At 40.9% G+C, this 13,855-nt stretch carries 11 protein-coding genes; 1 reads left to right on the forward strand and 10 read right to left on the reverse strand.

Annotated elements, in window-relative coordinates; translation table 11 throughout:
- Positions 1-15 precede the first annotated feature (15 nt).
- From HP399_RS15625 to HP399_RS15660, 8 genes are all read right to left on the reverse strand, one after another.
- Positions 16-1,185, reverse strand: coding sequence for an acyl-CoA dehydrogenase family protein (locus HP399_RS15625; RefSeq protein ID WP_173619320.1), 1,170 nt, complete (start codon positions 1,183-1,185; stop codon positions 16-18).
- A 4-nt stretch (positions 1,186-1,189) separates the two neighbouring features.
- Positions 1,190-1,435, reverse strand: coding sequence for an acyl carrier protein (locus HP399_RS15630; RefSeq protein ID WP_173619319.1), 246 nt, complete (start codon positions 1,433-1,435; stop codon positions 1,190-1,192).
- 14 nt (positions 1,436-1,449) lie between these two features.
- Positions 1,450-2,505 carry an HAD-IIIC family phosphatase gene (locus tag HP399_RS15635; protein WP_173619318.1) on the reverse strand — a complete coding sequence of 352 codons (1,056 nt, stop codon included), beginning with the start codon at positions 2,503-2,505 and terminating at the stop codon, positions 1,450-1,452.
- Positions 2,506-2,510: 5 nt separating this feature from the next.
- Positions 2,511-3,371: a 3-hydroxyacyl-CoA dehydrogenase family protein gene (locus HP399_RS15640; protein ID WP_173619317.1), complete on the reverse strand. Its 861-nt coding sequence runs from the start codon at positions 3,369-3,371 to the stop codon at positions 2,511-2,513.
- A 186-nt stretch (positions 3,372-3,557) separates the two neighbouring features.
- Positions 3,558-3,788 carry a hypothetical protein gene (locus HP399_RS15645; protein ID WP_173619316.1) on the reverse strand — a complete coding sequence of 77 codons (231 nt, stop codon included), beginning with the start codon at positions 3,786-3,788 and terminating at the stop codon, positions 3,558-3,560.
- A gap of 27 nt (positions 3,789-3,815) precedes the next feature.
- On the reverse strand, positions 3,816-4,844 hold the full coding sequence (locus HP399_RS15650) for a hypothetical protein (RefSeq protein WP_173619315.1): 1,029 nt from the start codon (positions 4,842-4,844) through the stop codon (positions 3,816-3,818).
- A 1,278-nt stretch (positions 4,845-6,122) separates the two neighbouring features.
- The gene (locus HP399_RS15655; RefSeq protein ID WP_173619314.1) at positions 6,123-6,998 is read right to left on the reverse strand and encodes a hypothetical protein; all 876 of its coding nucleotides are present in this window, start codon (positions 6,996-6,998) and stop codon (positions 6,123-6,125) included.
- A 76-nt stretch (positions 6,999-7,074) separates the two neighbouring features.
- Entirely contained in the window at positions 7,075-7,554 is a 480-nt protein-coding gene (locus HP399_RS15660) for a GNAT family N-acetyltransferase (protein ID WP_228088266.1), read from the reverse strand.
- A gap of 341 nt (positions 7,555-7,895) precedes the next feature.
- On the opposite strand from HP399_RS15660, the gene HP399_RS15665 reads away from it, so the two are divergent.
- Positions 7,896-9,098 (forward strand): IS110 family RNA-guided transposase, encoded by a 1,203-nt coding sequence (locus tag HP399_RS15665; protein WP_173619313.1) that lies wholly within the window; start codon positions 7,896-7,898, stop codon positions 9,096-9,098.
- A 788-nt stretch (positions 9,099-9,886) separates the two neighbouring features.
- Here HP399_RS15665 and mcrC read toward each other — a convergent pair.
- Positions 9,887-10,951 carry a 5-methylcytosine-specific restriction endonuclease system specificity protein McrC gene (gene mcrC, locus HP399_RS15670; protein WP_173619312.1) on the reverse strand — a complete coding sequence of 355 codons (1,065 nt, stop codon included), beginning with the start codon at positions 10,949-10,951 and terminating at the stop codon, positions 9,887-9,889.
- Complete coding sequence (locus HP399_RS15675; protein ID WP_173619311.1) at positions 10,944-13,781, reverse strand: AAA family ATPase; 2,838 nt, start codon at positions 13,779-13,781, stop codon at positions 10,944-10,946. Before HP399_RS15675 ends, mcrC begins: the two co-directional genes overlap by 8 nt.
- Between the last annotated feature and the right edge of the window lie 74 nt (positions 13,782-13,855).

The following is a 13,855-nucleotide window of genomic DNA, read 5'->3' on the forward strand; positions in this document are numbered from 1 at the left end:
TGGCACTGATCTCCCTTATTGATTACAAGCTTTGGTGTATTTACGCAGAGCATATCCAGAGATGATCTCCTGCTGAATCTGCGAAGTACCTTCGATGATCTCGAGCATCTTGGCCTCGCGAAACAAGCGTTCCGCTGGGTAATCCGAGATACATCCGTTGCCACCGTGTACCTGCACGCAGTCAGTCGCCACCTTCATTGCCACTTTCGATGCGTAGTACTTCGCCATTGTCGTCTCCATGACTGCGTCCTGCGCTTTGCTCTTGCGCATTTCTCCCGCTTTCAGACACAGGGCACGCGCCGCATGTGTTTCGGTGGTTGCGTCGGCGATAATACCTTTGATCAATTGGAATTCCGCCAAACGCTTGCCAAATTGCTTGCGCTCACGAGCATATGACCCCATCTGGTTGACCGCCTCTTGGGCGATCGATACTCCCGCCCACGCGATACTGTAGCGTCCGTGATCAAGCGCCGTCGAAACAACGTACGTGAAGCCGCCACCTTCATTGCCGACCAAATTCGCGGCTGGCACTTCCACGTTGTCGAACTCGATCATCGCGATGTGCGTTGCTCGTCCAGCGAGCATCCCCTTTAGCGGCTTAGTGGTTATACCAGGAAAAGCGCGCTCGACGAGAAATGCAGAAATCTGTCCCTGATCATTGCCCGCAATCACCACGAACAGATCCGCTTTGTCCCCAAAGGAAATCCACTTTTTGTTGCCGTTCAAGACGTAGGTGTCGCCCACCTTGCGATATCGCGTTTCGATAGACTTTGCGTCCGTCCCTACATTCGGCTCGGACAAAGCAAATGCGGCCAGCGCCTCACCTTTTGCCATTCGCGGCAACCACAATTCCTTTTGCTCCTTATTGCCCCAGCGGAGCAAGCTCTCACCACACAAGGCCGAATGAACCGTGATCAAAGTGCGAGTTGAGCAGTCCGCCTTGCCGATCGCCTGCTGGAACAAGCCGTAATGTACCGGGTCCAAGCCGAGTCCGCCGTACTCAGTCGGGAAGTTGGCGGTCAAGTATCCGCGAGTCGCCATATCTTGAATCAAATCGTCTGCTAGCACCCCTGCTTCATCAAACACACGAGCACGCGGACCGATCTGTTCTGCTGCAAACCGTTCCGCTTCTTCAACGATCTGCGCTTGACGTTCCTCTTGTGTCAGGTCGAGAACGTGGCTCATCGGCTTATCCAACCTTTCTGTTGATGAGAGCTGCGATGTTGTTGACGGTGGAAAAGTTTTTGATATCAAGATCATCGTTGTCTACGGTCATGTTGAACTCCGACTCAATGTATTCCAGCAATTGCATCGCAAACAACGAGTTCACAAACCCCATTTCGAAAATGTTGTCGTCGTCTTCGAATTTTGCTTCATCTTCAAATACGACCAGTTGAGATTCAATAAACGAACGAATTTTTTGGTTGAGTTCCATATGTATAAAGCTCCTTAGCCGATGTATTCTGTTTCACGGACATTGACTTCGATATAAGGTGGGAACGGCTGAATAGTGCTCAAGTCATTCTCAAACAAAATGTTGCCTTGCCTGTCGTTTTCAATTTCTTTGAAGTTGGCGAAACGGTAGGTCACGTACATCATGCGGTTTCGATCCGTCTGCTTAAAGTCAGCGAGCAGTTTTTTGCCGTCCTGCTTAGCTTGCTGCATAATGTGTGACATCAAGATAGTTCCCACACCTCGCGACATCACGCGGCAGGACATCAGCATCAATTGGAGATGCCAGTGCGTTTCCGTCAGTTCAATCAGTGCGAGACCGATCTTCCCATAGGAACCGTAGCAGTCCGTCAACTCACAAACCAGCAATCGATGTTGATCCGAATGACGGAACGCATTCAGTTCGTCATAGTCGAACGTCCTCCCTGTTGAATTCAGCTGGTTGGTGCGCTGGGTCAACTCCTCAGCACGTTTCAGGTCTTCCTCTTCGCAATCCGAGATGATGAACGACATCTGCAGGGAAGCCAAGAACGACTCTTTTGGTCCTTGGTACTCCTCTTCCTCATGGTTGCGCTGCATGTCTTCGAGATACATGAGGCGACGGCGTTTCGAATCTTCCGTGATGAACTTCGGATTCAGTCGTGGATGAGCAGGCAGTTCCTCATACTCCAGAGCGTCCATACAGAACACCTCCGAGTACACGCTTGCCACCTCATCACGCTCAAAGCTTTGATCGTCTACAAAAACGAACGTGTCGATACCGATGTTCAGCTTCTCACGAATCGCTGCAATCGACTGTGACTTCACGTTCCAATGAATCTGTGGGTAGAGAAAATAGTGGTCGATGCCAAATTCACGCAACTTGCACATCGCGTCATTATAGTTGTTTTTGCTGGCAATGGATTGCAGAATTCCTCGGGAGTCGAGCAATTCTAGAATCTCCACAATCCCTTCTTTCAAACTTACATTTTCCGACTCCAACAAAACGCCATCCCATATCGTATGGTCAAGATCCCAGACTACACACTTAATTTCTTGTCCTTTCGAACTCACCGGAATTACCCCTTCCGTGTATATTCAAAGAATCCCTTACCCGTCTTACGACCCAACAAACCTGCGTCCACCATCTTGACCAGCAGTGGAGCCGGGCGGAATTTCTGATCATTGAACTGTTCATATAGGGTGTACAGTGAGTTCAGAATCGTGTCTAGGCCAATCAGGTCACCAGTCGCCAATGGTCCCATCTTATGCCCAAATCCCATACGGAAGATCTTATCAACGTCTTGTGGCTTCGATACTCCGTCTTGAACCGCCCAGATGCACTCATTGATTGTCAGCATTAGAACACGATTGGTCACAAAGCCTGGGAAATCATTTACAACGACAGGTGTTTTTCTACAAGATTGCAAAAACTTCTCAGCTACCGCCACCGTTTCATCGGAAGTGTGCATACCGCGGATGACCTCAACCATTTCTTTCAATGGCACTGGATTCATAAAATGCATCCCGATGACAAGTTCTGGGCGTGGCAACAGTGCTGCCACTTTCGTGATCGAAATACAGGACGTATTGACCGCGTAATAGACATCCTCACGGCATACATCACGCAATTCGTTATACACTTGCTTCTTCGTGTCCCAATGTTCCGTCACATTTTCTATGACATAATCGACATCTTCAAATCCTTCGTAAGTGGTCGTGAAAACAATGCGAGACAACAACTCGTCCGCGGTCAGGGCCTTCAAGTGCTTTTGGGTCAGCTGATACACTCGAAATTCTTTTCGAATCTTTTCCTTCGCCCGAAGAATTAGATCTTCATGAAGATCCTTCAAGATTACTTTATACCCATAACCTGCGAGATCAAGTGCAATGTCTGTACCCATGACACCTGCTCCGATAACTCCAAAAGTTTGAAGCATTCCACTATTCCTCCAAGAACCAAAATCAATACACTGAGTTTATGCCCCCGAATTGGGCCTAGTTATTCACGTGAAGATTCATCTCTGAAGCTCATTTCGTCGAGAGCTGATTTCGGGTTTGAACCACTTTTAAGTGAAATCCAACTTTCCGATTCAAATCAACCTAGTTAACTAAAAGAGTTTAAGTTACTCAATATGATGGTTAATACTTCTCGTTAGTATCTGATTACTTTCCTCATAATGTCTTTCTTCAACTAATAGAAAAGTCATTGGTTGAATTAACGCATATTCTAAATTAGACATGTTATCTACTTTTTTAGTGTAAGGTATTCCTAAGTTCATAAGTTCTTTCTCTACCCTTAATACTTCTCCAGGATTTGTTGTAGATAGTAAAATTTTTTGCAGATTGTTTAGCAATTTGGATCTCCTTCTTCCCAACAGATTTTAGTTTTCTTGTAATAGTTTTTGTATTGCATTCCCCTCTTTAGTTTCAAGAGTATTTAAGAGAGTTATTATTTTATCAATCAGAGAATTATCATTATTAAAAGTGTATTTGATTAAAATGTTTCTTAAATTTAGAGAAATTCTTTCAATTTCTTCAAATACTTTTAGTGAACCGTCAACATTTGCAATCTTATTTTTTTCTATGTACTGAATCCTTTTAAACATTATTTTTTTATGTTCCCACAACAAATGGGCCGGTCGAATATCCAAATATCTTTTGTCTTCGGGTATGCTGCTGTAATAATCTATCAATTTGCTGTAGGTTTCTAAACCATAATAGTCATCTACTATATTGGAAAAGCCGCGAAATCTACCACTCGTATTTTTTGACTCAATATAATCTTTCAGGCAATCAAATACCCAAGAAATATCAAAATCATATTTTTTTACTTGGTTAAGCTTCATAAGGTAACTAAATTTAAAGTAGTTTTTATGCCTCGAATTAATCTCTTGCTTGTAATCCGCAATTTTATAAAATGCTTTTTCAAAATGAGAGAAATCCACTGTACGAAATGAGTATTTTTGTATTTTATTAAAACCAGCTATATTAAGAATTTTCTCACCCTTGTTGTAACCATATATTAATATGGCATGTGGCAAATGAAATGAGTTGTGGGCAACAGTATCTGATATATAATATTCGTCTACGTGTGTGTATATATATGACCCATTATCAATAGAATTAATCACAAAATTTATAATATTTATATCAAGATTATTAATTGTATCTATAGTGATTCTTTCAGTATGTAAATAGGGGTTTTCATAAAATTCAGGGTAAACTGTGAAAAAGTCAAACCAATCCTGAGGGGTATGATTCATAAAATCCTTGCTACACTTTAATTGAATATAGTTACTATAAATCCATTGTTCAGCATGTTTATCTAAAGAAAGTAAAGTAAGCGGGATTGCATGTTTGGGATAAACATTTATCAATGGATCAACAACTGGTAAACTATTAGCTAACATGAATACCTTCCCTCACTTTCAAGTTATTTACATTTTGCTATTTTATTCTTTAAACGTTAATGTTTAACGTTATAAATGTAAATTTATTATATTTTTTCACTAAGGTTGCAAAAACACACCCGCAAGAAGATAGACAAACCATCCAAATCCATAGCGCTTGTCAGTCTGTGCATACGCCAGTATGTTACTTTTTTTACCTTCCATCCTTGAAGAAACAGGCAGTACACTCTCCAATGGTATGATCTTCTTCCCTTTTCATACACAAAGGACAAATGAATGACTGATATGGTAAAAGTTCAGTTTCTTCGACATAGGCTACATCTAAAATAGGTTCATTCAATTCTTCTTTACCTGTCCTCTTTTCTAAAGTGATCTAGCCTCATTGATATCGAATTCCTCGTTTGTTAGGAGAAAACCCTATATCCATATAAGGACACTTGTTCTACCGTTCGTGTTCGTGATTTCGGCCCAACCGATTGGACTCGGTTCATTGGTTCCTTTTCTATGCTTTCTCGGATAGCTTGCCATCCACGCTGTAGCTTCTCTTATTCCCCCTAAACACGATGAACTGTTGACAGCAAACTTCCCCGTGATAATAGTGACTCCATCATTTCAAGATACTTTCCTTTCTTCTGTTCATGCCGCGCATAAGCTCTGTCCTTCTGAGTGCCCTCAGGTATTCACTGCTACTTTCCTCAGATTAGCCTTTTTTTCGGGATTCTTTGTTCTTTGCTTGTACTCGAAATTTCAGTCGCTTCATTCCTATTTCATGTTCAGCCCTTTCTCTTACTGTCGTCTCAGTTTGCTTACTACGGCATCAGCTTACTTCTGTAAATTCAACGTGCTCTCTCAAGGACGTTTTCAGTTAAAATGCTGCTCGCTAACAGATCTCCCCAGGTAAGGGTGCTCTCTTCCTCGCCATCTATCTGTCTTATGTACTTTCGTACGCCTTCAGTAGTAGGGGCTTTGACTTACTTAGCAGTCTCATCCAACGCACGCTACCCTTCTATGAGATTCGTGTTCTTCAAACCGGGATTTACCGACGACTTCCTTCATTTTCATCTGTTCGAAGATAATAAAGTTTTAGACTCGAACTGTTGATTTGGCGTAATCTTGAAGGACAATCATCCGTCAGTTCGTTAGAAATAAGTATTAGACTGACCCTACCAATCAAAACAGCGGTAGCCATGGACCAGAAAATAAAGTCCTTGACTCCCGCTGTTTTATTGAACTATCGTTCTCCGGTAGTTGAATGGATACTTTACCCACCCTGTAACACTATGTTCCAGTATGCACCCCAACTTTGCCTGAAATTTTCACTATATCATTACGATCACGACCTGAAACAGCCCAAATTTCTTCTTGCTTTAAAAAATAGTGGGTCAACAAACCATTGCACTTAACCCATATTGCAGGAAGGTTCTGGTACTCGGTTATTTCGAGAGTGGGAGATTCTTCACCAGTTATGATATGGGCTATTTTAGGGGCATAAGGCATAGAAAGCCAGCAGGCGATAAAATCACCCATATTATCTATAACCCAGCGCCAGCCGTATGAATTTTCCAAGATAGTACGGTTTTCATCATCAAAACCGCAGTGAACACCTTCTAAATTCGGGCTATGGACAAGATGACGGTTAAGTCTAACCACGTTAATCTGAAATCCTTCAACAGTTGCTGAAACAATATTTTCTTTCTCTATGGAAGCAAAGCCACGAAGACCATGAAACGCAAGTAAATCAGCGAGAGTAGCTATATCCCATTTTTTCCTCTCTTCATCTGTTGTGGCTGGATCAACACATGGTAAACGATAGGTTCCACCAAAAGGAATCAATTGATTACCATATTTCGCTGGCCTACCTTGCCAGACAAGCCATCTATCCAGAGCTACAGCAGCGAGCCATCTTGCTTCGAAATATCCGAGCTCACTTGCTTTCTTAGCTAATTCATGCGCTTGAAACCAATCATTTAATGAGTCACCGTGCTGGAAAATTAACGCAGCGTGAAAAAAATCAATTCCTTCAGTCACCCCTCCTTCGGAAAGAATTCCTCTTACCCGATTCTTCCTTAACATATCTCTTTCTACACGATTAACCGGGGTATTCTTTAAATCTCTTTGATCTTCTTCGAGCAAACGTCTCAACTCGATATTCATTAGAAAACTTCTCCTTATTTATTTAAACTAATGAACTCGTTACCTTAATCTTTCCTCACTGCTTTAACCCAAGTTATTAACTAACAAACACTTGTGTCTTTCTTCCAATTTCTATTCGCTCAGTAAATTTGCCTCCAGTGTATTCCTCAATTGTTTTTTTCCAAAAATGTTGTGCGGGCACGTTACTATCTATTTGGTATACTTCCCATGGTCCCTTATGCATATTAAATATATCTTTAGCAACTTGTTTACCTAAACCTGTTCTTCGAAAACTTTTCATAATAAAAAACTCAGCAATCGAAAAGTATGAGTCATCTTCATCTCTATTTATTAATTTGACCAAGACGAAACCAGCAATTTTTTCATTTAGCGATATTAAATAGGGAAACCTAGAGCAATCTGTCCAGTATTCGTTTAACGGATATTCACCAAATTTCCCGTTATCTTCAATCTGTAGATCCATAAACTCAGAGAAATCGTAAATATAGAATTGCAAAAGGTTGCTGAGTGTTTCCTTTTCTTCCAAGGTCGCTCTCTTAATTGCATAGTTCTTCAATAAAATACCCCTTTTAAGTAGTTTCCCCCAAATGTTCGATATTCGGTAAAATATTTAATTCCCCTTTTTTTGGTTCATTGTTCTAATCTGCCCGTTCGTATTATGAGGTCAGCCAGTTTTTACTGGTTGACCATTTTTAATATGGTTCTACGATTACGGTAGCCGGGGTAGAACGTCCCTGCCCGTGGGGCATTGGCCCCGTCCGCTAAACTGTTCACCCCCTACTTGTAGAAACATGTTTGAGGCTGGTTGGGACAAGATCTCGTATAACAAGCGAAGCTATGATACTACAAGCAGGACTAGGGGTTACCGGCAAATTATCTTAGAAAAGGAGCGATACGATGAATCCAGTCGTTGGTCTGGATGTATCTAAAGGGGAAAGCCAAGTTCAAGTATTTTTAGACAAGGGTCAGCCCTATGGAAAAAGCTTTAGCATTTTGCATACTCGTGAGGGACTCGTTACTTTTCTTCACTTTCTCAAGAATGTAGAAAGTATAACTGGTCAACAACCTCCGGTTGTTCTGGAGTCAACTGGACACTACCAGACTCCGATTACTCAGTGCCTAGAAGAACAAGATTACTTGTATATTGTGATAAACCCACTCATCTCATATCAAGCAAAAAAATCAAACTTACGCAAGGTCAAAACGGATGCGATTGACGCTTATCATTTATGTGAGCTGTATTACAAGGAAGAACTACAGCCTTATAAGAAGAGAGGGTTACAGCTGTTAAACCTCCGTAATCTAACAAGACAGCATGACTCTCTAACTGATCTTTGCGTGCAAGCAAAATTACAGTTCCATGCCAGTTTAGACCAAGTATTCCCTGAGTTTAGAACTGTATTTGGAAACTTGTTTTCGAAGGTATCTTTGCACATTTTACTGGAGTTCCCTACCTCGGAAGAGGTCTTAAAGGCTAGGGAATCTGAATTGACGAAACGAATCGAAGCTATATGTATCAGCCGTTCCAACGCTTGGGCCCAAGAAAAGGCGAAAAAAATAATGGACGCAGCAAGCCGCAATCCATTTCAAAAAGCAGTGTACGAAAGTCATTTGATTAGTCTTGAGATGTATATTCGTATGATTCTTCAATATCAAGAGCATCTGTCCAATTTGGAGCACCGAATTGATGCTCTCGCATCAGAAATTGAAGAATATAAGATTATCCAATCCATCCCTGGTATCGGAGAAAAAATCGCGGCAACGATTATCTCTGAAATTGGTGAGATAGAGCGGTTTAATCACCCTAAAAAACTTGTTGCCTTTGCCGGAATCGATCCTAGTGTGCATTCTTCTGGTAAGTTTACTGCAACCATTAATCGAATCACGAAAAGAGGTTCCAGCAGGTTGCGACATGCCTTATATATGGCTGTCCTATGTGGCATCAGAAGTTCGCGCAATAAGAAGCTAAAAGAGTTTTATGACAGAAAACACGCTGAAGGAAAGCCGTTAAAAGTCACCATCATTGCTTGTGTAAACAAACTGATTCACTGGATTTACACCCTGTTAAAGCGTAAAGAGACTTTCCTTGATATGGCCTAATACCAATAAGCAACAATAGAGAAAAAGCCTTCCATCACGACATTGGATGGTTATTTGCCATGCTAATTTTCAGTATAACAATTAAACAAAACACGTTTTATTGAAAAATGTTGACATCCTATTAGCTGGTTTCGTACTCATTGTCGATCACCCTTGGACAATTTCTTTTTTCAGAACATTACCCTGTCTAGTTAATTTCCAAGTTTAAAGCCGATACTTTTACGGACGTAAAAAGCCCGATAATAAACATTATCGGGCATAGAGGTACAGTTTTATAGTTTAGTAGATTTTATCATGTTTGGTCTGATAACAATGATTATGGGGACTCTATGTAATTTCCAAAACCCCATCCAATCAACGAGCCTATGTTCAATATTACATCATGTCGCCCATTCAGCAATGAATAAAATAGAAAAAAATTATTTAAAAAAACACAGGAACTTATCGCATGTTGGTTGTTTTTCTTTAATTATCATCAATAAAGATAAAAAATACTATGAGCAAATTTATGAGCATTTTTAATGTCTGAAAATTGTTTTCGATCTTACTTTAGTTCAATTTATTTTAAATCCAGCCTGTCTTTGTTAGTAGGCTTTAATTTTACATCAAAACCAAATGGACATGTACTGTATGCAGGAAGAAATCAAGTTACCGCGGCATCTGTTATAGTTACTTACTTATCACATAGAATCAAAGTTCTTGCAGTCAGTTATCTTTTTATTCTTTGTCTTTACTTGACTTTAACACGAATTTTTGCGGCAAATGCTACAAGACTGCTAGGGGACGCTCTATGCCGAAGTAGAAGTTGCTAGTAACGATTCTGCTATTCTATTCAATTGTGCAGCAATGTTTTTAAAATCAATATTCAAATCAAGTGTTTTTACACTGATTTTGTTTCCACTCATCTTAAAATCACAGTCTGGTGTAATTGTTTCTTCCGTTTTAGCATAGAGCAACATACCCGCTACATTACCGGTATTCTCCATATCCATATTTTTAACGTACGTAAAAATCTGATATAGGTTATTGGAATAAAGTGTTCGGCTATCATACTGGGACTGAACCTGCATGGTACGCACATAATACTTTGTATCGATGATAAGGATTTTATCGTCATACCGCAGTGTAATATCAGTCTTCATAATCGGTAGAAAATCAATCACGCCTTCCTCTAGATTCCACGCTACCTGGGAGGCTGCTGCCCGCAGATTTGGATGATGATAGCGGTAATACTCCAATACAAACTTCTCATACAGTCTGGACATATGCTGCTCATCCAAAAATGTAGCCATTTTGAACTTGCCTTTGTCTGTAGTTAGCAATAGACCTTCTAGAACAAAATAGCAAATATTGAGCAACATCTTATAGTTCTGATTGCTTCGCTGATACCGAAGCATACTCCATTTGATGTGTGACAGTTCGATCGTATCCACACTGTCAAAGAATAACAACACTTTTTTCAATACTGTCCTGCGTTCGGTACTTACGGTGGATTGCCGTAAAAGGATGATGGCTGTCGTCTTAAGAATCTGATTGAACAGATTATTTTCCGACAGCTCATCGTATTCACAGAAGAGCTTTTGTTTACGCTGCAGTATGTTATGGATTGTCCCGCGGATATCCAGCTTCCCGCGCATCACTGAAAGGTTATCGCATTCAGTAATATATTCTCTGTACAAGCCCTGCTTCAGCTGCTGAGCGATGCCTTTGGCAAGGATGGCTGCGAACAGGTCTTGAATATTCTCAAACTCTTCAGATGATAGTTCATCGTAGTTTGATTGTTTCAATACTTGAAAAGCGTAGGAAAGCATGTAATAAATATTCTTGATGAGGATTCTTTTATCTTTAGTCATCAATCACACCACGCAGAATCTTTTCCCAGCGCTGCAGTTTGGTTGGTTCATCGAACCAATACTCACTCAGCATCGGAATAATATCATATTCAACAACTTCCATCATCCATTCATCGGTACATTCTTCCTGTCCACAGAAATAGCTGTGGCCAATGCAGAAGCCCTTTCCCAGAGAACCGTCAGTAGCAATTTCTTTATTCAGTGCTTTAATTTGCTCAATCAAAGTATTGAACGTATCATTGTCGAAAGCCACCTGATATGCTCTGAAGCCGTCCGAATTGAATCCCGGTTCAATTTCAAAGAAACTGAAGCGGCGACGCAGTGCATAATCAATCATGGCGAGGCTGCGGTCAGCAGTGTTCATCATGCCGATGATGTATAAGTTATTTGGCACAGTAAAAGGCATCCCGTTATAGGCCAGCGTTGCCTTTGTGCCACGGTAATCTTTTTCAATTAGCATGAGCAGCTCGCCGAAGATTTTACTCATATTGCCGCGATTAATTTCATCAATGATAAAGAAAAATAGTTTGTTAGGCGTATTTGCAGCCTTCTGGCAGAAACGATAAAAAACGCCGTTTTTCAATTCAAATCCTTCGCCCTGAGGTTTATATCCCATTATGAAATCCTCATAGGAATAGTTCTGATGAAACTGGATAAATTCGATGCGGCTGTCATCTTTATCTTTCATCACTGCATAGGCCAGCCGTCTTGCTGCAAAGGTCTTGCCAACACCTGGAGCACCTTGTAAAATCAAATTCTGTTTATTCTTCAGCAAAGAGACAAGCGTATCAAAACGTTCGTTGGTCATATAGACTTCTTCCAAAAATTTTTCTTTTGAGTAGGCTTCGACAGTTTCTTTCTGAGTGACCGGATTTTCCTCACGGATTATATCCAGGATATATTCATATTCACCCTTGGTCAGCTTAAAAAGACTGCCTTGCGGATTAGTGAAGTACTCCATACGTTCCAGTTCCGGACTGTTCTTTAGTGTTGCATAATCAATAGGTGTTGCCAGTCCCTCAACTTTTTCGAAATAGAGATTTTCGCCATCACTTTCCCTTGTTACCTTTGCAATCGCCACAACTTGTTTTACCGGGTAAGATTCATATCCAATAATAAGTTCGCCAGCCTTTGCATCCAAAAAGTTTTGAAAGATACGGCGTTTGTTGCCATTATCGTTATAGAGAGTATAACTCTGTGTTTCGCCAATCCCAATCTCGGAAAAGCTCCAGATTTTCGGATTAGCGTTCAACCACCAGTACCCGTTTATATTAGTGCTATTGCTTAGCAACGAATCCAATGTTAAATCAAAATACGGCTTCAAAATCAGTTTTTCAAATAAAGGCTTATCCGACTCACCAATCATGATGCAGGTGGAGTTATCATTCGGTGTCCACCATTTTTGTGTATTCCTATAGGGCGAGTAATCTTTTGATTTTGCAACGATCGTATACTCCCGCTGATACCATCCATCTTCCTTTTCAGGATTCAGCGCAACTTCATCTGTTGCAATCTGTCCGAGAAGCCGGATGCTGTTTCCATAACTAAGGTAGAAATAATCGCCTTTTTTCATTGAAAGCATAAAGCTCTCGCCTTGGCTCATTTTGGAAGTTGCTTTTGCTTTTGTATCTTTATGGACTACAATAACATGGTTCTTTTCAAAAATCTTTGCCTCAGCATCTGAGATGACATCCGGGCCGTGACTAATTTTCCAGATGGCGGGTGTTTCATCGGCATACAGCGGAATATCCGATAAGTCAAATCTCTCCAGTGCTTCACTCAATTCATCTCGCAATTTCCAGATATAGCTGCTGCTTGAGCTTTTATCTGAAAGTCTTCCAACATATAGAATTGGCCACCATCTTAAGTTATCTGAATCTATTGTCATAACAGGACATCCAGTAATATCAGCAACTCTTTTTGCGAGAGAGGATGACCCCATGTTATAGAAATTCGTCGTCTCGCCATACTTGGTAGAAAGCTGTGTGCAAGTAGCCATCCCACCATAGTCATTGATCCGTTTCATGATTTGAAGACTATTCGTTGTGAATACAGTTTTATCCGCAAGAAGGGAAAGCCAAGTATCTGTCGTAATATTGGGGTTATAATCATTTGGGAACCACTCGGCGATATCCTCCGAGGACTTCTTAGAATAGAACCGGCTGATATAGAATCCCACATCAATTGTAAATGTTTTCAGTTCCTTATCCGGGTAGCAGCTGGCTGTTAGCATAGTCTGCAGCAATTGAACCAATTCTATATCCGCAGTCAGTTGCTCGCAGATTTCATTGTAAAGATTAAATCCACCCACCAGATTAACAGAAGAAGCGCCTTTTTTCGGCACGAAATTACTTCCCAGATTCTTTGCCACGGCACGGCACTCCGAGTATTTGTAAATATAGTATTTGTCCGGATAACGGAGCCATAGGTAAGTGCTGATGGAATTTGAATTCTGATAGTGTTGCTTCCAAGTACCATCATCATATTTTGCACGCAACGCTTCCGCATCGGATTGAAATTTTTCCACTCGTTCTGCAAAATTCCTAGTTTCATCAAACAGATTGATAAACATGGTCCTGGTTGCCTCGGAATCTGCTGACGCAAAGCCCTGAATCATGCCTCTTGGAAAGTTGTTCATGGAGGCAAGCAGATTAGAGGTTTTATCTGTTGCCTTAGTAAACATTTCAGCAAAATTAGGAGCGGTTATGTCCCAATGGTCTTGGAAGTGCTTCACAGCTTCCCATTTATAGAGTTCGTTTTTCCACTGCTGGGATACAAAATCCCTTTTATAATTTACGAGGACAGCTTTCAACTTCTCCAAATCAATCAAGCTGTCACACCTCCTCAATCCTCATATTAAAAGTGCACTCAATGAATTAACCCCGGAGAGGTTACATCGTTTAG

Source organism: Brevibacillus sp. DP1.3A, from assembly GCF_013284245.2.
In the GTDB taxonomy this organism is placed as follows: domain Bacteria; phylum Bacillota; class Bacilli; order Brevibacillales; family Brevibacillaceae; genus Brevibacillus.

Bases quoted from the DNA above. Each gene is read 5' to 3' on its own strand.
- HP399_RS15655 (WP_173619314.1), bottom strand. From the start codon at position 6,998: ATGAATATCGAGTTGAGACGTTTGCTCGAAGAAGATCAAAGAGATTTA.
- HP399_RS15625 (WP_173619320.1), bottom strand. From the start codon at position 1,185: ATGAGCCACGTTCTCGACCTGACACAAGAGGAACGTCAAGCGCAGATC.
- mcrC (WP_173619312.1), bottom strand. From the start codon at position 10,951: ATGACTAAAGATAAAAGAATCCTCATCAAGAATATTTATTACATGCTT.
- HP399_RS15640 (WP_173619317.1), bottom strand. From the start codon at position 3,371: ATGCTTCAAACTTTTGGAGTTATCGGAGCAGGTGTCATGGGTACAGAC.
- HP399_RS15650 (WP_173619315.1), bottom strand. From the start codon at position 4,844: ATGTTAGCTAATAGTTTACCAGTTGTTGATCCATTGATAAATGTTTAT.
- HP399_RS15630 (WP_173619319.1), bottom strand. From the start codon at position 1,435: ATGGAACTCAACCAAAAAATTCGTTCGTTTATTGAATCTCAACTGGTC.
- HP399_RS15665 (WP_173619313.1), top strand. From the start codon at position 7,896: ATGAATCCAGTCGTTGGTCTGGATGTATCTAAAGGGGAAAGCCAAGTT.